The 17688-nt window shown below is 62.2% G+C and carries 15 protein-coding genes and 2 pseudogenes; 9 read left to right on the forward strand and 8 right to left on the reverse strand.

Annotated features, from left to right (window positions below; translation table 11 throughout):
• From DRF71_RS27760 to DRF71_RS25015, 5 genes and pseudogenes are all read right to left on the reverse strand, one after another.
• Positions 1 to 374: hypothetical protein (locus DRF71_RS27760; RefSeq protein WP_157971278.1), on the reverse strand; the 374-nt coding region annotated here is incomplete at its 3' end.
• 1 nt (position 375) lies between these two features.
• Complete coding sequence (locus tag DRF71_RS27765; protein ID WP_157971279.1) at positions 376 to 1158, reverse strand: hypothetical protein; 783 nt, start codon at positions 1156 to 1158, stop codon at positions 376 to 378.
• Between the two features lie 187 nt (positions 1159 to 1345).
• On the reverse strand, positions 1346 to 1528 hold the full coding sequence (locus DRF71_RS27770; protein ID WP_157971280.1) for a hypothetical protein: 183 nt from the start codon (positions 1526 to 1528) through the stop codon (positions 1346 to 1348).
• Complete coding sequence (locus DRF71_RS29125) at positions 1528 to 1662, reverse strand: hypothetical protein (RefSeq protein ID WP_269814404.1); 135 nt, start codon at positions 1660 to 1662, stop codon at positions 1528 to 1530. The genes DRF71_RS27770 and DRF71_RS29125 overlap by 1 nt, the downstream gene beginning before the upstream one ends.
• Before the next feature lie 188 nt (positions 1663 to 1850).
• Positions 1851 to 2665 (reverse strand): annotated as a pseudogene (locus DRF71_RS25015) (IS3 family transposase); the annotation flags it as partial.
• Between DRF71_RS25015 and DRF71_RS29565 the strand changes: the two are divergent.
• Positions 2653 to 2896, forward strand: a pseudogene (locus DRF71_RS29565) (IS5/IS1182 family transposase); the annotation flags it as partial. The pseudogenes DRF71_RS25015 and DRF71_RS29565 sit on opposite strands and share 13 nt — an antisense overlap.
• A gap of 155 nt (positions 2897 to 3051) precedes the next feature.
• Here DRF71_RS29565 and DRF71_RS25025 read toward each other — a convergent pair.
• Genes DRF71_RS25025 through aldA form a run of 3 tightly spaced genes read right to left on the reverse strand, consistent with a single transcriptional unit; the run spans position 3052 to position 7330 of the window.
• Positions 3052 to 4656: a GMC family oxidoreductase gene (locus DRF71_RS25025; RefSeq protein ID WP_112313189.1), complete on the reverse strand. Its 1605-nt coding sequence runs from the start codon at positions 4654 to 4656 to the stop codon at positions 3052 to 3054.
• Positions 4657 to 4658: 2 nt separating this feature from the next.
• Positions 4659 to 5897 carry a mandelate racemase/muconate lactonizing enzyme family protein gene (locus DRF71_RS25030; protein WP_112313190.1) on the reverse strand — a complete coding sequence of 413 codons (1239 nt, stop codon included), beginning with the start codon at positions 5895 to 5897 and terminating at the stop codon, positions 4659 to 4661.
• Positions 5898 to 5905: 8 nt separating this feature from the next.
• On the reverse strand, positions 5906 to 7330 hold the full coding sequence (aldA, locus tag DRF71_RS25035) for an aldehyde dehydrogenase (protein WP_112313191.1): 1425 nt from the start codon (positions 7328 to 7330) through the stop codon (positions 5906 to 5908).
• A 147-nt stretch (positions 7331 to 7477) separates the two neighbouring features.
• On the opposite strand from aldA, the gene DRF71_RS25040 reads away from it, so the two are divergent.
• The 8 genes from DRF71_RS25040 (at position 7478) to DRF71_RS25075 (ending at position 17517) form a co-directional block, all read left to right on the forward strand.
• Entirely contained in the window at positions 7478 to 8284 is an 807-nt protein-coding gene (locus tag DRF71_RS25040) for an IclR family transcriptional regulator (protein ID WP_112313350.1), read from the forward strand.
• Between the two features lie 121 nt (positions 8285 to 8405).
• The gene (locus DRF71_RS25045; RefSeq protein WP_112313192.1) at positions 8406 to 9776 is read left to right on the forward strand and encodes a lyase family protein; all 1371 of its coding nucleotides are present in this window, start codon (positions 8406 to 8408) and stop codon (positions 9774 to 9776) included.
• 46 nt (positions 9777 to 9822) lie between these two features.
• Complete coding sequence (locus DRF71_RS25050) at positions 9823 to 11328, forward strand: aldehyde dehydrogenase family protein (protein WP_112313193.1); 1506 nt, start codon at positions 9823 to 9825, stop codon at positions 11326 to 11328.
• 38 nt (positions 11329 to 11366) lie between these two features.
• Positions 11367 to 12398, forward strand: coding sequence for an aldo/keto reductase (locus DRF71_RS25055; RefSeq protein ID WP_112313194.1), 1032 nt, complete (start codon positions 11367 to 11369; stop codon positions 12396 to 12398).
• Positions 12399 to 12467: 69 nt separating this feature from the next.
• Entirely contained in the window at positions 12468 to 14069 is a 1602-nt protein-coding gene (locus tag DRF71_RS25060) for an ABC transporter substrate-binding protein (protein WP_112313195.1), read from the forward strand.
• Positions 14070 to 14159: 90 nt separating this feature from the next.
• Positions 14160 to 15107: an ABC transporter permease gene (locus tag DRF71_RS25065; RefSeq protein WP_198672370.1), complete on the forward strand. Its 948-nt coding sequence runs from the start codon at positions 14160 to 14162 to the stop codon at positions 15105 to 15107.
• The gene (locus DRF71_RS25070) at positions 15104 to 15946 is read left to right on the forward strand and encodes an ABC transporter permease (protein ID WP_112313196.1); all 843 of its coding nucleotides are present in this window, start codon (positions 15104 to 15106) and stop codon (positions 15944 to 15946) included. The genes DRF71_RS25065 and DRF71_RS25070 overlap by 4 nt, the downstream gene beginning before the upstream one ends.
• Positions 15943 to 17517, forward strand: coding sequence for a dipeptide ABC transporter ATP-binding protein (locus DRF71_RS25075; RefSeq protein WP_112313197.1), 1575 nt, complete (start codon positions 15943 to 15945; stop codon positions 17515 to 17517). Before DRF71_RS25070 ends, DRF71_RS25075 begins: the two co-directional genes overlap by 4 nt.
• Positions 17518 to 17688: the final 171 nt, after the last annotated feature.

Raw genomic sequence — 17688 nt, forward strand, 5'->3', positions numbered from 1 at the left:
ACCACATTTGCGCCGCCAATCTGATAGTAAAAAGGAGGCGGGTTGCGAGGCACGATAGCGCCGCTACCCTGCAACGCCTTGATCGGTTCACCCGTACGAGCATGAAGCAATTCATCACGTCCGCTGAATTGCGGGTGCGCCGACTTGGGCACAAACCACGCCTGAAAATTGGCGGTAACGCCATTCAGAAGCGGTTTCGGCATTTCGCGAAGTTCAACATCAAGAGCAACGCGCCCGCCGCAGCTGTCACCAGCATGCAGCGGAATAAAGCCGACGGGAACGACGACACCGGCACGGCCGGACGTCATAAGAACAGCCCGATCATTGCGGACAGAGCGGTTGAAAGTAACCGGAGTAGTAGATTGACGTGCCATCTTACGGATTCTTTCCTTGAGCCTTGCGGCGTTTAAGCCATTCGTCGAGGTCGATTGTCATTGGAGGGGAAAAGGTGCGGATGCCGAGTGGCGAAAGCCATTCATCAGCAGCTTGACGCGGTGTCTTGCCATTTTTCTTAATGTATTCATCACGCTTAGACAAAGCGTGAGAAGCTGCAGTAGAAAAGCCATCAGAAACAATGTTTCCGATGCCAACAACTGCCGAAACGATATCACCATATCGCTTTTCGTATTCTTCAGCGTCAGAATTGCCCTCATAAGGGTCAACATCAACACCGCCAGCCTGCACAGACGTACGATCAGGATTTGAAACGACGCGGGGCGATTGAAACGTACCGCCAGAAATACCAACAGTTGACGGACGATTACCCAACGGGGAAACGCCGCCGAGAGCGTCAGCAGACCGACCGGCCTGCAAGCGCTCAATTTCAAGCTTCGCAAGATCAAGCTTTGCGTCCTCTTGCGCGCGGCGTCGATCAGCATCACCGGAAACAACGTCTCCGATTTCCCTGAAACCACTGGCGAGCATGTCGAACGAGGCGAGCGGCGGACCACTGGCCGCAAGGCCAGTACCGCCGGGATTGCCGTATTGAGCCACGGTGAGCGGGTTAAACCCGTAAGCGTCAGCGGCCTCACGCCAGCCAGAGACCTGCGACATGATATTGTCGCGGGGCGATGGGTTTTTCCGGCGGGCGCCGAAAAGTCCGGCAATGCCCCCAGCGAGGGAGCCAACGCCGGACATGATGGTGAAAGGGTCAGCCATCAGGCAGGCCCCCTTGCGATCAGCTCCAAGAGAACTTCGAATACCTCGGTATCCGGAACCTCAGGAGGGTAGATGTTATCGCGAAGGTTGCGCCAAGTGGCGGTTTGTTTCAGGCGGCGAGGATCGAAAACGACCGTCGCAGAGTAGGTGTCAACGGACACCACAACGCCCGGAAGCCTCGCAGCCATCAGGTAAACGCCTCGAAGCGACCATCCACCCCACGAACGGAAACAACGATGTCGCCCGGAAAGAGCCGCCGAAACTCAACGGCAGCTTGATGCGGAGAGCGCGCACCAACATCAGCATGAAATTGCTGCGAAGATCCCGGAGAACGCCAGAAGACTGCGAAGAGACCCGGAACGATACGCATCAGTTACCCCCGAGAGCGAAGGGCAGAACCGCGCCCGCGCCACAGGCGATGGGCTTTGCCTCGGGGAAGATATAGAGCACTGCGGCGATGAAGATGCCGAGAGCATAGGGCAGCAAGGGCTGCAACTTGGACATGTTACCATCCTATAGGTGATGGTTTGTCGCATAATCATAGTTATGTTAAATTACATACAGTGGCGGCATGGTGATTTGTTATGATGGGATGCGAATTCGCAAACCTGTCCGTTGCCCGGCTCTGCCTAGAGGTGGTTCGGCTTATCTGAACAGGTTCCGGGCGTTTTCCAAGTGTTTTTCCGCCTCGTTTAGGCCGCTGCGGGTTCGGGCATTGGCTGGTTGAAGCAGGCCTGATCGGGAGTTTTCCCGTCAAGCGATGAATGCGGACGGCGGGTGTTGTAGACGTTCAGATATCGGCCGATCTTCTTCCCGGGCCTCGGACACGCGGGCATAGGCCCGCAGGCAGACCTCCTCGTATTTGACGGTCCGCCAGAGGCGTTCGACGAAGACGTTGTCGCGCCAGGCGCCCTTGCCATCCATGCTGATCTTGATTTCGCGCGCAGCCAGCACCTTGATGAAGGTTGTCGAAGTGAACTGGCTGCCCTGGTCCGTATTGAAGATCTCGGGCTTGCCATGTCGCGCCAGCGCCTCTTCCACAGCTTCTATGCAAAAATCGGCTTCCAGCGTAATCGACACCCGCCATGCCAGGACGCGCCGCGTGAACCCGTCGAGCACGGCAGCGAGGCAGCGAGGCAGCGAGGCAGCGAGGCAGAGGAACACACGCGCCATCGGAATGTAGGTGATGTCCATTGCCCAGACCTGAGTGGGTCGGGTGACGGGCAGCTTCCTGAGCAGATAAGGGTAGATCTTGTACCCGGGTGCAGGTTTCGAAGTGTTCGGCCGGCGGTAAAGCGCCTTACTCGCGGGTTCGCTCGAACCCGTGGCGCTTACCCGCTCGCCCATACGTTTCATCAGCGTGGCAACCTGCAGCCGTCCAACCTTGAACCCTTGCCTCGAACCAGCAGCCCCTGCAACATCCGGCTTCCCGCGAACGGGAATTCCATGTGCAGCCTGTCGATCAGGGTCGCATCAGCTTCAGATCGGCATCCGAGGCTGGGCGGGGCGGCCTGCCCGGGCTTGCTGGCACAGATCCCGCTCGATGAGCGGATCGGCAGCGTCACCGCCGATGACCTGTGTCACACCAGGAGCTGCCACGGCGCCATCGCCGCCCGATGCGCCGATGCGATCCGCCGCGCCGGAAAGCCCGGGAGTGGAGGGGCCGGATCCCGGCCTCCAGGACCGCAACGAGGCGCTGCCCGACCTCAAACTCCCCCGGCGCGCGCATCATCGCGAGGGACTGCGACCGGCAGAGGGTCAGAGCCGCATCGTGCCGCAGGCCCTCCCGAACCTGGGGCATGCGCATGAACCGCCACCCGGCACCGTCCCCATGCGCTGGCGAGCGCCGGGAAAGGGAAATCCGACCTTATCCCCAGTAGCGCAACAAAGCCACTACGCTATAATAAAGGCGGCGCCTTTCTCAGCCACCATCATCACTGCCGCGTTGATATTGCCCGAGGTGATATTGGGGAAGACAGAGGCGTCAACGACCCGCAGCCCGCGAATGCCATGCACCCGCAATTCGGCATCGACCACTGCCGTTGCCGGATCGGGCCCCATCGCGCAACTGCCGCACAGATGGTAGATGGACCCGCCCTCTTTGCGCAGATGGGTCAGCATCGCCTCATCGCTGTCGCAGCCAGGACCGGGCGTCACCTCTTCCACCGTAACCGCCTGCAGCGCCGGCGCCTGCATGAAACGGCGGATCAGCCGGCTGGCCTCGATCACCTCGCGGCAATCTCGCTCGGTTGCGAGATAATTCGGGCGGATCAGCGGTGCGGCCAGCGGATCGGCCGAGGCCAGCGAGATACGCCCCCGGCTGTCAGGGCGGCAGGAATTGAAGGCCAGCAGAAAGCCCGGATAGGGCTCGGGCTCCAGTTTCGCTTTGGTGCTGACGGGGATACGATAGGACATCGGATTGAAGTAGAGCTGGATATTCGGCGCATCTTCCGCCGATTCCGTGCGGAAAAAGCCGCCCGCCTGGTTCACGCTCAGCGCCAGAGGGCCTTTGCGGGTGAAGACATAGCGCATCCCGGCCCGGAGCTTGCCCCACCAGGGCCGCAGCTCGTCATTCAGCGTCGGCACAGTGGCGCGGTAATAGTAACTGGCGCAAAGATGGTCCTGGAGACCGCCGCCAACCGCCGGCAGCGCCGCTTTGACCGGGATTCCATGGCGCGCAAGCTCTGCCGGATCGCCGATCCCGGACAGCATCAGCAGTTTCGGAGACCCGACCGCACCCGCCGAAAGGATCACCTCGCGGCCGGCGTTCAGGGTTTCGGTCACGCCATTCGCGCGGATCTCGACCCCGGTTGCGCGCCCGCTGTCGTCGATCACGATGCGGGTGACATCGGCCTTGAGACGCAGCGTCAGATTGGGCCGTTTCAGCGCCGGTGTCAGATAGGTTTTCGAGCTGGATTGCCGCCTGCCATGGCCGATATTGGTCTCATAGATCCCGGCGCCCTCAAATTCTGCCCCGTTGAAATCTTCGGTGACCGGCAGCTGCATCTCGCGCGCGGCCGCGATGAAACGGTCGCAGATCAGGTGGCTCTGGCCCTTCATCGGCGTGATGCCGACCCTGCCTTGGGATGAATGCCATTCGGTATCGCCCAAAGGGTGGTTTTCCAGCTTTTTGAACCAGGGCAGCACATCATCATAGCCCCAGCCGGGGTTGCCCGCATCGCGCCAGTCGTCGAAATCACGCCGCTGGCCGCGCACCCAGATCATCGCATTGATCGACCCCGACCCGCCCTGGACCTTGCCGCGCGGCGTATAGATCCGGCGCCCCGCCATGCCGGGTTCGGGCTCGGTCGCATACATCCAGTTGGTTTCGGGGTTGAAATAGTTCCGCGCATAGCCCGCCGGCATGTCGAACCAGAAGGAACGGTCAGAGCCGCCTGCTTCCAGCAGCAGGACACGGGTTTTCGGGTCTTCACTGAGACGCGCGGCCAGGATAGACCCGGCAGAGCCCGCACCGATGATGATGTAATCGTAAGACATGATCAGGCCTTTGCGGGCGGTTCTTTCCAGGACGTGTCGGATTGCGCTTTGAAATCATGCGGGGTTTCCCACATGGAAAGGTGCAGGCGCTTGTCGGTATAGGGCGAATGCGCCTCGATCACCTCACGGTTCAGGGTGATGCCGAGGCCGGGTTTTGTCGATGGGATGATCCAGCCATCCTGCCAGGTCAGGCCCTCTTCCAGCACCTCGGCGTGGAAGCCGTCCCAGCGGCGGATGCTTTCCTGCACCAGGAAATTCGGCGTCGCGGCAGCAAGCTGCACAGAGGCCGCCGCCCCCACCGGCCCGTTATAGAGATGCGGCGCGATCTGGGCGTAATGCACCTCGGCCAAAGCCGCGACCTTCTTGCCTTCCAGGATACCACCGACGCGACCCAGATTCATCTGCAGGATCGAGGCGCCGCTATTGCGCAAAAGATCGTGGAATTCGTATTTCGTGGTCAGCCGCTCGCCCGCCGCAATCGGGATCGTGGTCTGGCCGGCCACACGCCCCATCGCCTCGCTTTGTCCCGGCGGTACGGGTTCCTCGAACCAGAGCGGATCATATTGCTCCAGCCGCCGCGCCAGCCGGATCGCACCGGAGACGGTCATCTGGCCATGCGTCCCGAACAACAGATCGCAGCGGTTCCCGACAGCCTCGCGGATACGACGGCAGAAGGTTTCCGAGCGGTCCATGTCTTCCAGCGACAGCTGATGCCCGCCCATCACGGTATAAGGCCCGGCTGGGTCGAATTTCAGCGCGGTAAAGCCCTGCTCCATATATTCAAGTGCGCAATCGACGCTCAGCTCGATATTGCTGTAATCGTGTTCGCCCTTCGCGTTCTTCGGGTAGAGATAGCTGTAAGAGCGCAGCTTTTCATGCACCCGCCCGCCGATCAGCTCGTAAACCGGCTTGCCCGCCGCTTTGCCGATAATGTCCCAGCAGGCCATTTCCAGGCCTGAGACAATGCCCATCATCGTCAGATCCGGGCGCTGCGTGAAGCCGCTGGAATAGGCGCGACGGAAGAATTTCTCGACGTGATGCGGGTCTTCGCCGTCCAGAAGCCGGTCGAACACATCCTGGATGGCCGGCACCATCACTTTCGGGTGGAAGGTGGCGGCGTAAACCTCGCCCACGCCCTCGATGCCGTCATCGGTGCGCAGCGTGACAAAGATCCAGTACATGCCGCCAATATGCGGCGGCGGCACGGCAACGATATCGGTGTGAACGGAGACGAGTTTCATGGCTTCCCTCACCAGCTCTGGATCACAAGGCGGGTCTGGGTGAAATCCAGCATCCCGTGTTTGCCGTCATCGCCCCCGAGCCCCGAGCGTTTCCAGCCCGAATGATAGCCCTGATAGGGGTCCGCGGGGGTGCGGTTGATATAGACCTCACCCGCCTCGATATTATTCGCGACCATCATCGCCTTGCGGTAATTCTCGGTATAGATCACCGATGAGAGGCCGAACTGATGGTCATTGGCCATGGCCAGCGCGTCCTCAGTCGTCTGGTAGCGCAGGACCGGGAGGACGGGGCCGAAGACCTCTTCCTGGACGATCTCCATCTCCTGGCTGCAATTCGTGAGCAAGGTCGGAGGGTAGAACCAGCCGGGGCCTTCGGGGATAAACCCGCCGCATTCCAGCTTTGCGCCGTCATCAATGGCGCGGCTGACCATCTGATGGATGTTCACGCGTGAATTCTGGTTGATCAGCGGCCCCATGACCGAGGGTTCGCGCATCCGGTCGCCGAATTTCCTTGCTGCCATATGGCTCCGCAGCAGATCAACGAACTGATCATGCACGCTTTCCTGAACATAGACCCGCTCGATCGCGGTGCAAAGCTGGCCGCAATGTGTGGTGCGTGACGCAACCACTGCCGCCGCCGCCTTTTCCAGATCGGCATCGGCCTCGATGATCGCGGGCGTCTTGCCGCCCAGTTCCAGCGAGGATTTCGCGATATTAACCTGGCTGTATTCCAGCACCTTGCGGCCAGCGCCGACACTGCCCGTGAGGGTGATCATGCCGACTTTCGGATGGGTGCAGACCGTCTGCGCCACCTGATGCGTCATCGCCAGGATGTTGATAGCCCCCGCCGGAAATCCGCAATCCCTGACCGCCCGCGCCACTTCCAGCGCCGAAGAGGGCGTGTTGTTCGAAGGCCGCGCCACCACCGTGTTTCCCGCGATCAAGGCAGGGGCGATTTTGCGCATCAGCGTATAGATCGGGTAGTTGAACGGGATCAGCGCCGCCACAACGCCAATCGGTTCGCGCTGCAACAGAAGGTTCTCATCCGGGCTGTCCGAGGGGATGATTTCCCCCTCGATCCGCCGCGCCCATTCGGCGTGGTAGCGGGTGAGTTCTGCGGCGTAAAAGACTTCGCCGGTCGCATCCTCAAGGCTCTTGCCGGATTCCAGCGCCAGCACCGCGCCGATCCGGTCCTTGCGCCCGGTCAGCAGGTCGGCCAGCGCGCGCAAATGGCCCGCCCGTTCCACCGAGGTCAGGCGCCGCCAGCCGCGCTGTGCGTGGGCCGCAGCCTCGACGCCCGCGCGCGCCTCGGCGGTGGTGGCGGCAGTGACATGCGCGATCTGCTGGCCGGTGGCCGGGTTCAGCACCGCGATCAACTCTTCGCCATCCGATGTCAGAAAGTCATTATTGACGAAGTTGCGGTCGATCCGCATGGCGCCCTCCAATCTGATTTCGGGTCCGATTTCGGCCAGGACCAGAGGGCAGGCGCGTCTTGCTGTCAATTAATTTCCATATCAGGAATTATTATTCCGTATATGGAAAGAATATGCCATCACCTCCTGGCAATGGGAGAGCTGAACATGCCAGATGTCGAAAACCAGGACATTGCAAAACCAGACGCGGCAAAACCAGACGCGGCAAAAACCGCCGCCCCTGCCATCGACAGCACTGTGGCGATCCTTGACCTGCTCTCGGCCTCTCCCTGGCCGCTGCAACTCTCGGAAATCTGCGAGAAGACAGGCATTGCCCAGGCGACAGCGCACCGGATCGTCAATGCGATGCTCAGCCACCGGCTGATCGCCCTCGCTCCGGGGCGGCGAAAAACCTATGTCGCCGGCTCGCGACTGTTCCAGCTCGCCTCGGCGGTGTTCGCCCGTCAGCCCTTTGTCCCGCATTTCTACCCCATCGCAGAAATCCTGAAGAACGAGATCCACCGCTCGATCTTTCTCAGCCTGCCGATCGGCAATCAGGTGGTGATCCTTGCGCGGCTGGATGCGCCGGCCAGCACGGCCTTCAATGCCTATGTCGGGCGCACCATGCCGATGCATCTTTCTGCCTCGGGCAAGGCCATTCTCGCCGCGCGCCCGCTGGAGGATCAGCTGACCTATCTGCGCGACGAGGGCCTTGCCGCACCCGACATGGCTGCCGGGCTGCCGGCGCTGGCGCAGGATCTGCAACGCTCGGCCCGGCTGGGCTATGCCGTCGGCCTGAACGAGATCCAGCGTGATGTCGGCTGCGTGGCCGCCCCGGTGATGAATGGCCGTGGCGAGCCGGTCGCCGCCATCAGCGCCTGTTTCACCGGCGAGGCGCTTAACCTGCAAAGCGCCCGCGTCTATTCGAAAAACGTGGTCCAGGCGGCACGCCAGCTTTCCTCGCATATCCTCTGAGCAGAAGTCCGGCTTCCTCCGAAGGTCATAACTTTTTCGAATGACCCCTGCGGAATAGTCGTTTGTTCACCGTCACGAAATCGACTTTCCTCACCGCAATCGTGGGGGAGAGCCCGATTCCATGTCCAGCGAACAGAAAACACGCATCGAGCGTGACAGTATCGGCATGCTTGATGTTGGCCTGGACGCCGTTTTCGGCATCCAGACCGAGCGCGCCCTGCGCCTTTACCCGCTGGCGGGGCAAAAGCGGTTTGCCGATTACCCGGCGCTGCTGAATGCGATGCTGGTGGTCAAAAAAGCGGCCGCGCAGGTCAATATCGACACCGGCGCGATTGATCCCGCGATGGGTGAGGCGCTGGTTGCGGCAACGGCCGATCTGCTTGCCACCGCGCGCCCCGAGGCCTTCCCGGTTCATGCCTTCCATGGCGGCGGCGGCATCTCTTTCAACATGAATCTCAATGAGGTTCTCGCCAACCTGGCGAACAAGGCCGGTTTCGGGGCGGATTACGGGTCTTACGCGCCGATCCACCCGAATGATCATGCCAATCTGAACCACTCGACCGCTGACTGCCTCTCGACCGGCTGCCATATCGCGGCGCGGGCGGCTTTTTCCGGGCTGGCTGCCGAGGTCGAGGGCCTCGCGGCAGATCTCGATCAGCTCGGCGCGGACTGGGCCCCTTTGCGCAAACTGGCGCGGACCTGTCTGCAGGATGCGGTGGATATTGGTTTCGCCGATTACCTGGGCGGGGTGTCATCTTCGCTGCACTTCAATCTCGACCGTGCCAGCCGCGACGCCGATGCGCTGCGCGCGGTCTCGATCGGCGGCAATATCATCGGGCGATCCGGGGATTGCGAGCCGGCTTTCTTCGCCGCCATCATCCCGGCGATCAATGCCGAACTTGAAGCGCTTGGCCTGCCCGCCGGTCTCACCCGCACCGACAATCTTTTCGCGGCAAGCCAGGCGCATGACCGTCTGCTGGCGCTTGGCGCGTCGCTGGATCAACTGGCGCGGACCCTGATCCGCTTTGCGAAAGACCTGCGGCTGATGGCATCCGGCCCGTATGGGGGTCTGGGCGAGATCCGGCTCCCGGCGATGCAACCCGGGTCTTCCGCGATCCCCGGCAAGGTCAATCCGACCATCCCCGAATTCATGGTGCAATGCGGCATGATCGCGGTTGGTCATGCGACCGCGATGGCCATGACCCAGGACCATGGCGAGATGGATTACAACCCCTGGGAGGCCGTGGTGATCGTGAGCCTGCTGGAGATGATCCAGGTGCTGGAAAGCGGCGTCGCCACGCTGCGCCGCAACTGCGTCCAGGGGATGCGGCCTGATGCGGCGCGCAACCAGGACCTTGCAACCAGCCTCCTGCCCTCGCTGATCCGGCTGAATCAGCTGAAAGGCTACAGCTATTCCGCCCAGGTCGCCAAAGACGCCGCCGGCGACCCCGATTTCGTGCGCCGCAAACTGGCCGAAGCCGATGGCGCCTGAGCCCCCCGCAATTCCACACAGACCTCCTCCTCACTGGAAGACGACGATGAAAGACATCCTGGCTGAAACCGATCTCGACTGGGCGCATGACTGGCTCGCGCAGCCGAAGAAGCAATATATAAATGGTGATTGGGTCGCCGGAAATGGCGTCTCCTGGGGGGTGAAGAACCCGGCTACCGGGGAAACCCTCTGCCAGATCGCCCTGGCCGATACCGGTCAGATCGAGACCGCCGCCGAGGCCGCAAACCGCTGCCACCAGTCGGACGCCTGGAGCCGCAAGACCTCGCGCAAGGCGCGCGCCGATCAGCTGATCGCGATTGCCCGGCTGATCCGCGAGAATGTCACCCGGCTGGCGCTGCTGGAAAGCCTTGCGAACGGCAAAACCTATCTTGAGGCCCTGAACGACGACATCTACACCTGCGCCGAGATCTTTGAATATTACGCGGGCTGGACCGATAAGTTCTATGGCGAGGTCTCGCCGGTTGAAGACGGGTTCCTGAACTTCACCACGAAAGAGCCGGTGGGTGTCTGCGCCCTGATCGCGCCCTGGAACTACCCGCTCTACCAGGCCAGCCTGAAGATCGCGCCGGCGCTGGCGATGGGCAATGCGGTGGTGATGAAGCCATCGGAATATACGCCGCTGGCGACGCTGCATCTTTTCGAGCTGATCGACCGCGCGATGGATCTTCCCAAAGGCCTGCTGAACCTGGTGCTCTGCGATGGCGAGGCCGCGAACCAGCTGACGCTGAGCCGCAATGTCCATAAGGTTTCTTTCACCGGCTCGACCGGCGTTGGGCGCCGCATCGTGCAGAATTCAGGCGCCTCAAACCTGAAAGCGGTGACGCTGGAACTGGGTGGCAAATCCCCTTGCATCTTCTTTGACGACACCCTTGATCTGGATGCCGCAATCGAGCGCGCCTTCTATGTGATGTTCTCGCAAAAGGGCGAGAAATGCTCGGAACCGACGCGCTTCCTGATCCAGAAGGGCATCTATGACTACGTTCTGGAAAAGCTGATCGCCAAGGCCGGGGCCGTCAAATGCGGCGACCCGCTGCTGGCCACGACCGAACAGGGCGCGCAATGCAATGAGGCGCAGTTCAAGCGCATCCTGAACTATATCGAAATCGGCAAGTCCGAGGCCGAACTGGTCGCAGGCGGCACCGCCGACACGACCGGCAGCAACGCCAAAGGTCTGTTCGTCCGCCCGACGATCTTCTCAAACGTGCCCGACACCGCCCGCATCGCCCAGGAAGAAATCTTCGGCCCGGTCCTCTCCTGCACGCCGTTCGAGACCGCCGAAGACGCGCTGCGCATCGCCAATGGCACCAGCTATGGCCTCGCCGCCGGTGTCTATACCGGCAATATCAACCTCGCGCATCGCATGGCCGAGCGCCTTGATGCCGGCATGGTCTTTGTCAACCGCTACGGCTGCTACGGGCTTTCCGCCCCCTTCGGCGGCTTCAGGGAAAGCGGCTGGGGCAAGGAAATGGCGATCCATTCGCTGTCTTCCTACACGAAAACCAAAGGCACCTGGATCCATTTCGGCGGCTGAGCCCGCCAACCGCCCCCTCCTCAGAAAGACTGCGTAAAATGCAATATACCCGTCTTGGCCAATCCGGCCTGAAAGTCTCGCGCCTTTGCCTTGGCACGATGAATATGGGCTCGAAATCCTGGAAGCCCTGGATCTTTGATGAGACCGAATCCGAGCCGATCATCGGCCATGCGCTGGATAATGGCGTGAACTTCATCGACCTCGCCGATTTCTATTCGGCGGGAGCGGGCGAAGAAGTCGTCTGCAACGTGCTGAGAAAGCTTGCGAAACGCGACCAGCTGGTGATCACGACGAAGCTTGGCTATCAGATCGGCGGCGGCGCCAATAATGGCGGTCATTCCCGCAAACATGTCTTCGACGCGCTGGAAGGGTCGCTTTCGCGCATGAAGAGCGATTATGTCGACATCTACATGTTGCATTACTTCGATACCGAAACCCCGGTTGAAGAAACCATGGAAGCGATGAACGACATCGTGCGTGCAGGCAAAGCCCGCTATATCGGCGTCTCGACGATGTTCACCTGGCAATTCGCGAAAATCCTCGCGGTCTGCGAGAAGAATGGCTGGGCGAAACCGATCAATATGCAGCTGCAGCTGAACGCCGCCTACCGGGAAGAAGAGCGCGAGATGCTGCCCTTTTGCATGGATCAGGGCGTCGGCGTTTCGGTCTTCAGCCCGCTGGCGCGCGGGATCCTTTCCAGCGACATGAACTCGGTCCGCAACAAGACCGATTTCTTCACCGTTGAAATGTATAATGACGCGGCCTCGCGTGATGTCGCCATGTCGGTTGCGCGTGTGGCCGAGGCGCGCGGCCTCAGCCCGGCGCAGATCGCGCAGGCCTGGGTGCTCAGGAAGCCCGAGGTCTCCTCGATGCTGGTCGGCGCCGATACCCGCGCGCAATTCGACTCGGCGCTGGCGGCCCTGACGACCGATCTGGACGCTGATGAGGTCCATGAGATCGAACGCAATTACACGCCCTGCGACGTGATCAACGATTACACCGCCGGCAAGCGCATCCCGCGCGCGCCGCGCCCGGCGACGGGCCGCTTCGCGCTGGAGACTGCGGCCTGATGCACCACGGGGAGCGGCGGCCAACGCCGCTCCTTCGCTATGAAGAACGATCCGACAGGGAGAACGAGGATGGATGAGTTCAAAACGCTGAGCGGCAAGCCGCTGCACCCGGAAGCGCGCAAGATGCAGGCGCGGTTCAATGCCGGCCAGATCGACCGTCGCGGCTTTCTGCGCGGTATGGCCTGGCTCGGTGTGGCCGCAGGTGCGGCCGGCGCGGCACCTGGCATGCTGCGCGCCGAAGAGGCGCCGAAAGCGGGCGGTACGCTGCGCTTTGCCTGCCAGATCCAGGAAATCACCGATCCGATGATGGCGACCTGGATCGAATCCTCGAACCTGCTGCGCAACTGCCTTGAATTCCTGACCTTTGTCGATGCCGACAACATCACCCATCCTTACCTCGCGAAAAGCTGGACCGCCTCGGACGATCTGACCGTCTGGGATTTCGAACTGGATGAGCGCGCCAAATGGTCGAACGGTGACGCTTTCGGCCCGGAAGATGTGATCTTCAATATCGAGCGCTGGATCGCACCGGACTCGCAATCCTCGAACAAGAGCGCCTTCGAGGCGATCACCAAAGTCGAGAAAACCGGCGATAACAGCGTCCGCATCACCCTGTCGCGCCCGATCGCCTCGCTGCCCGAACAGCTCTATTCCCATACCTGCGCCATCGCGCATCGTGGGTTCCAGGGCAACTGGCCAGCCGATCCGGTCGGCACCGGGCCTTTCTCGCTGGTCAGCCACGAGGTCGGCCGTCAGGCAATCTTCAAAAAGCGTGAGGATTACTGGGGCACCCCGGCCTATCTCGACGCGCTGCATTACATCGACCTCGGCGCCGATATCACCACCCATCTGGCGGCGCTGTCCAGCGGCCAGGTCGATGTGCTCTACCGCGCGACGATTGCCGAATTCGACCTGATGAAATCGCTGCCAAATATCCAGATCCTGACCGGCAAGGCCGCCCATACACTGGCGATCCGCATGCAGGTGGACCAGAAGCCCTTCGACGATATCCGCGTCCGCAAGGCCGTGCAGCTGGCGGCAGACAATGGCCAGATGCTGGCGATTGCCTACCGTGGCGAAGGCGATTTGGGCGCGAATTACCATGTCTCGCCGGTGCAGGCCGATTATGCGCCCGTGGATGCCATTGCCCGCGATGTGGCCGCCGCTAAGGCGCTGCTGGCCGAGGCAGGCTACCCGGACGGGCTCGATATCGAGCTGACGCTCGGCAACACGCAAGGCAAATGGGAGCAGGACACCGCCCAGGTGCTGCAACAGAACCTTGCCGAGGCCGGTATCCGTCTGAAGCTGAACGTGCTCCCGGCCTCGCAATATTGGCCGATCTGGGACAAGGTGCCCTTCGGCGTCACCTATTGGGCGCATCGCCCGCTGGGAACGATGACGCTGGATCTCGCCTATCGCTCAGGCGGCGCCTGGAATGAAAGCCACTACGCCAACCCGGCCTTTGACGAGGCGCTGAACAAGGCGATGGCGCTGGTCGATCCGGCCGCGCGCCGCGAGGCGATGGCGGCGGTCGAGACCATCCTGCGCGATGATGCGGTGCTGGTGCAGCCCTATTGGCCGAACCGCTTCTCGGCTGCGGCACAGAATGTGCGTGGCTTCGTGCTGCATCCGTCGGACTTCTTCCGCATGGATGGCGTCTGGCTGGCCTGAACCGGGTCGCTCACCGGGGTCGGGCCTTTGCGCCCGGCCCCTTTTCACGCGCGCATAAGCGCGGTTTCCGTAAAAAGGGGGGGGTGTCTGATGTCATTGGGCAGATTTCTGATCCGAAAGATCGCGGTCGCGGTCGCCACGATGGTGGCGGTCTCGTTCCTGATCTTTCTCGCGCTCGAAGTGAATATCGAAGAGGTCGCGGTCAAGGTGCTGGGGCAATATTCCACACCCGAGCAGCGCGCAGCCTGGCTCTTGCAAAACGGCTATAATGACCCGTTCCTGATCCGCTATTTCCGCTGGCTGGGGAATTTCGTCATCGGCGACTGGGGGCAATCGACCTATTTCCGCGCGCCGGTGATGGATATGGTGCTGCCGCGCCTTGGTGCTTCGGCGATCCTCGCCGGGGGCGCGCTGCTGGTGATCATCATCTTCGGGCTGGGGCTGGGCGTGCTGGCGGGAATGCGTCCTGGGTCGGTGCTGGACCGGATGATTTCGGTGTTTTCCGTCGTCACCACCTCGATCCCGGATTTCGCCTCGGCGGTGTTTCTGTCCGGCATCTTCGTCTTCTGGCTGGGGCTCTTGCCTGGTGCCAGCACGATGATCTCGGGCTTCTCATTGCGCGAGCTGATCCTGCCGGTCGCAGTGCTTGGCCTTTACTCGATGGGCTATCTGGCCCGCGTCACCCGCGCCTCGATGGTCGATGTGATGGGCACCCATTACATCCGCACCGCCCGACTGAAGGGCGCGAGCCTGTCGCGCATCGTCTTGCGCCATGCGCTGAGAAACGCGCTGATCACCCCGGTCACCGTCATCATGCTGCAACTCCCGTGGCTTCTCTCGGGCGTGATCGTGGTCGAGGTCTTCTATGCCTATAAGGGCTTTGGCACGCTGCTTTATGACGCCGCGCTGAACCAGGACATCTACCTGATCGAGGCCTGCGCCATGATCTCGGTTCTCGTCGTCGTCCTCAGCCAGATCCTCTCCGATCTGATCTATGGCTGGCTGAACCCCCGTATCGAGCTGGGAGCAAAAGCATGAAGGCGCTGACCCCCTATCTGCAAAAACCGCTGGTGCTGATCGGTGGTTTCCTGGCCTTCGGCTGGCTGCTGGTCGCGATCCTGGCACCCGTGCTGGCGCCCTATAACCCGCTGCAAACGCTGCAACCTCTGGTGAAACCGCTGACCACCGGCACCAATGGCGAGTATTTCCTGCTCGGCACCGATATGCTGGGCCGGGACATCCTGTCGCGGCTGATCTGGGGCGCGCAGACGGTGGTGATCTATGCGACGCTGGCCACGCTCACCGCCTATGTTTTCGGTCTCAGCTTCGGGCTGATCGCGGGCTATGCCGGCGGGCGGACGGACGCGATCCTGTGCTTTCTCGCCAATGTGATCCTCAGCTTCCCGGTGCTGGTGCTTTACATCGTGATCATCGTGGTGATCGGCGCCTCGCCGATCAATATCGTGATCGCGGTGACCTTCTCGTCGGCCCCGGCAATCTTCCGCATCGTGCGTGCCATCACCATCGACGTCGCCAGCCGTGATTTCGTCAAGGCGGCGATCACCCAGGGCGAAAGCACCTGGCGCATCCTTTTCGTCGATATCCTGCCCAATACGACCGGACCGCTCGCCGTCGATTTCTGCCTGCGGCTGGGATACACCGCCATCACCATCGGAACGCTCGGCTTCCTCGGCCTCGGCCTGCCGCCGCCCACCCCCGACTGGGGAGGTATGGTGAATGAAGGCCGCGCCATGGCCATCGCCTTCCCGCATCTGGTCGTGTTCCCCTGTATCGCGATTTCGACCCTGACGCTGGGCCTCAGCCTGCTGGCGGACGGCTTGCGCGAAGTGAATGACGCGAAGGAGCGCCAGGCATGACCTCTCCCCTGCTTGAAATCCGCAATCTCTCGGTCGCGCTGCCGAAGGGCGCAGACAGGCCCTTCGCGGTCCAGGGCGTCACGCTTGACGTCAGACCGCGCGAGATCCTTTGCATCGTGGGCGAATCCGGCTCCGGCAAATCGGTGCTGACGGCGACCCTGATGGGGGCCGCGCCGAAGGGCCTCTCGGTCGCCAGCGGCAAGGCCGTGATGGGCGGCCAGGACCTGCTGACGCTCACGGAACGGCAATGGCAGAAGATCCGCGGCAAAGAGATCGGCATGATCTTTCAGGAGCCGATGGCCTCCCTGAACCCGGCGCTGACCGTGGCACAACAGATCGAAGAGGTCTTCATCCTCCATTCCGACATGTCCAAAGCCGGACGCGCGCGTGAGGCCCGCCGTCTGGTCGAGGCGATGCATCTGCCCGAACCCGACCGCATCCTGAAAAGCTATCCGCATCAGCTTTCGGGCGGGCAGTGCCAGCGCGTGGTGATCGCGATGGCGCTGGCGATGAGCCCGAAGCTTCTGATCGCGGACGAGCCGACCACCGCGCTGGATGTCACCACCCAGGCCCAGGTGCTGAAACTGATCCGCGAGCTGCGCGACGATCATGGTCACGGGATCATCTTCATCACCCATGATCTGGGCGTGGTCGCCGATATTGCCGACCGGATCGCGGTGATGCGCAGGGGCGAGGTGGTGGAACTCGGCACCGCTGAGCAGGTGCTGAAACACCCGCAGCATGATTACACGAAAACCCTGATCGCCGCCGTCCCGAGCCTCGTGCCGCATGACCGCCCCGCGCCTGCGGCCGCCGAACCGGCGCTGAAGGTCACCCATCTGAATCACTCCTACGGCGCGAAACAGGTGCTGCATGACATTCAGATCGCGGTGGCGCCGGGCCGCGTGCTGTCGATCGTCGGCGAAAGCGGGTCAGGGAAATCGACGATCGCGAAGAACCTGATCCGGCTGATCGACCCCAGCTCGGGTAAGATCGCGGTGGCGGGCGAGGATATTCTGGCGGCGCGCGGCCCTGCCTTGCGCGGGATGCGCAAGCGGATCCAGATGATCTTCCAGGACCCGTTCGGCTCGCTGAACCCGCGCCGCCGTGTCGGGCCGATGATCGCGCGTGCCGCCGTGCTGTCTGGCGCCAGCCGTGCAGAGGCCGTCACCCGCGCGAAAGAACTGCTGGAGCTGGTGGGCCTCGACCCGAGCGCCTATACCCGCCGCCCCGCCGCCTTTTCCGGCGGGCAACGGCAGCGGATCGGCATTGCCCGCGCGCTGGCGATGCAGCCCGACGTGCTGATCGCCGATGAAAGCGTCTCGGCGCTGGATGTCTCGGTCCAGGCCCAGGTGCTGGATCTGCTGGCAGATCTGCAAAAACGGCTGAGGCTGGCGGTCGTCTTCATCACCCATGACCTGCGGGTCGCCGCCCAGATCAGCGATGAGATCGTGGTGTTAAGCAAAGGCCATGTGGTCGAGCGGGGCCCCGCAAGCGCGGTGCTGACCCAGCCGCAGCATCCCTATACCCGCGATCTGATCGCCGCCGCCCCCGGGCGCGACATGTTCTGAAGGCAGCAGACCAGCGCCGTCGGCCAGTGCTTCGGGCCAGTGCTTCGGACCAATGCTTCGGGCCGGACGATGCGGGCCTGGAACCACGGGCCCGCTGCACCCTGGCAAGACCTTGACGCCAGCCAGGCAGAAGCAGAAAGTTCGGGCGCGTCCAGACGGCGCGCCCGTTTA

Source organism: Pseudogemmobacter bohemicus (assembly GCF_003290025.1).
Lineage (GTDB): Bacteria > Pseudomonadota > Alphaproteobacteria > Rhodobacterales > Rhodobacteraceae > Pseudogemmobacter > Pseudogemmobacter bohemicus.

Excerpts from the sequence above, each read along its gene's own strand:
- DRF71_RS27765 (WP_157971279.1), bottom strand. The coding sequence starts at position 1,158 with ATGGCTGACCCTTTCACCATCATGTCCGGCGTTGGCTCCCTCGCTGGG.
- DRF71_RS27770 (WP_157971280.1), bottom strand. The coding sequence starts at position 1,528 with ATGCGTATCGTTCCGGGTCTCTTCGCAGTCTTCTGGCGTTCTCCGGGA.
- DRF71_RS29125 (WP_269814404.1), bottom strand. The coding sequence starts at position 1,662 with ATGTCCAAGTTGCAGCCCTTGCTGCCCTATGCTCTCGGCATCTTCATC.
- DRF71_RS25025 (WP_112313189.1), bottom strand. The coding sequence starts at position 4,656 with ATGTCTTACGATTACATCATCATCGGTGCGGGCTCTGCCGGGTCTATC.
- DRF71_RS25030 (WP_112313190.1), bottom strand. The coding sequence starts at position 5,897 with ATGAAACTCGTCTCCGTTCACACCGATATCGTTGCCGTGCCGCCGCCG.
- aldA (WP_112313191.1), bottom strand. The coding sequence starts at position 7,330 with ATGCGGATCGACCGCAACTTCGTCAATAATGACTTTCTGACATCGGAT.
- DRF71_RS25040 (WP_112313350.1), top strand. The coding sequence starts at position 7,478 with ATGCCAGATGTCGAAAACCAGGACATTGCAAAACCAGACGCGGCAAAA.
- DRF71_RS25045 (WP_112313192.1), top strand. The coding sequence starts at position 8,406 with ATGTCCAGCGAACAGAAAACACGCATCGAGCGTGACAGTATCGGCATG.
- DRF71_RS25050 (WP_112313193.1), top strand. The coding sequence starts at position 9,823 with ATGAAAGACATCCTGGCTGAAACCGATCTCGACTGGGCGCATGACTGG.
- DRF71_RS25055 (WP_112313194.1), top strand. The coding sequence starts at position 11,367 with ATGCAATATACCCGTCTTGGCCAATCCGGCCTGAAAGTCTCGCGCCTT.
- DRF71_RS25060 (WP_112313195.1), top strand. The coding sequence starts at position 12,468 with ATGGATGAGTTCAAAACGCTGAGCGGCAAGCCGCTGCACCCGGAAGCG.
- DRF71_RS25065 (WP_198672370.1), top strand. The coding sequence starts at position 14,160 with ATGTCATTGGGCAGATTTCTGATCCGAAAGATCGCGGTCGCGGTCGCC.
- DRF71_RS25070 (WP_112313196.1), top strand. The coding sequence starts at position 15,104 with ATGAAGGCGCTGACCCCCTATCTGCAAAAACCGCTGGTGCTGATCGGT.
- DRF71_RS25075 (WP_112313197.1), top strand. The coding sequence starts at position 15,943 with ATGACCTCTCCCCTGCTTGAAATCCGCAATCTCTCGGTCGCGCTGCCG.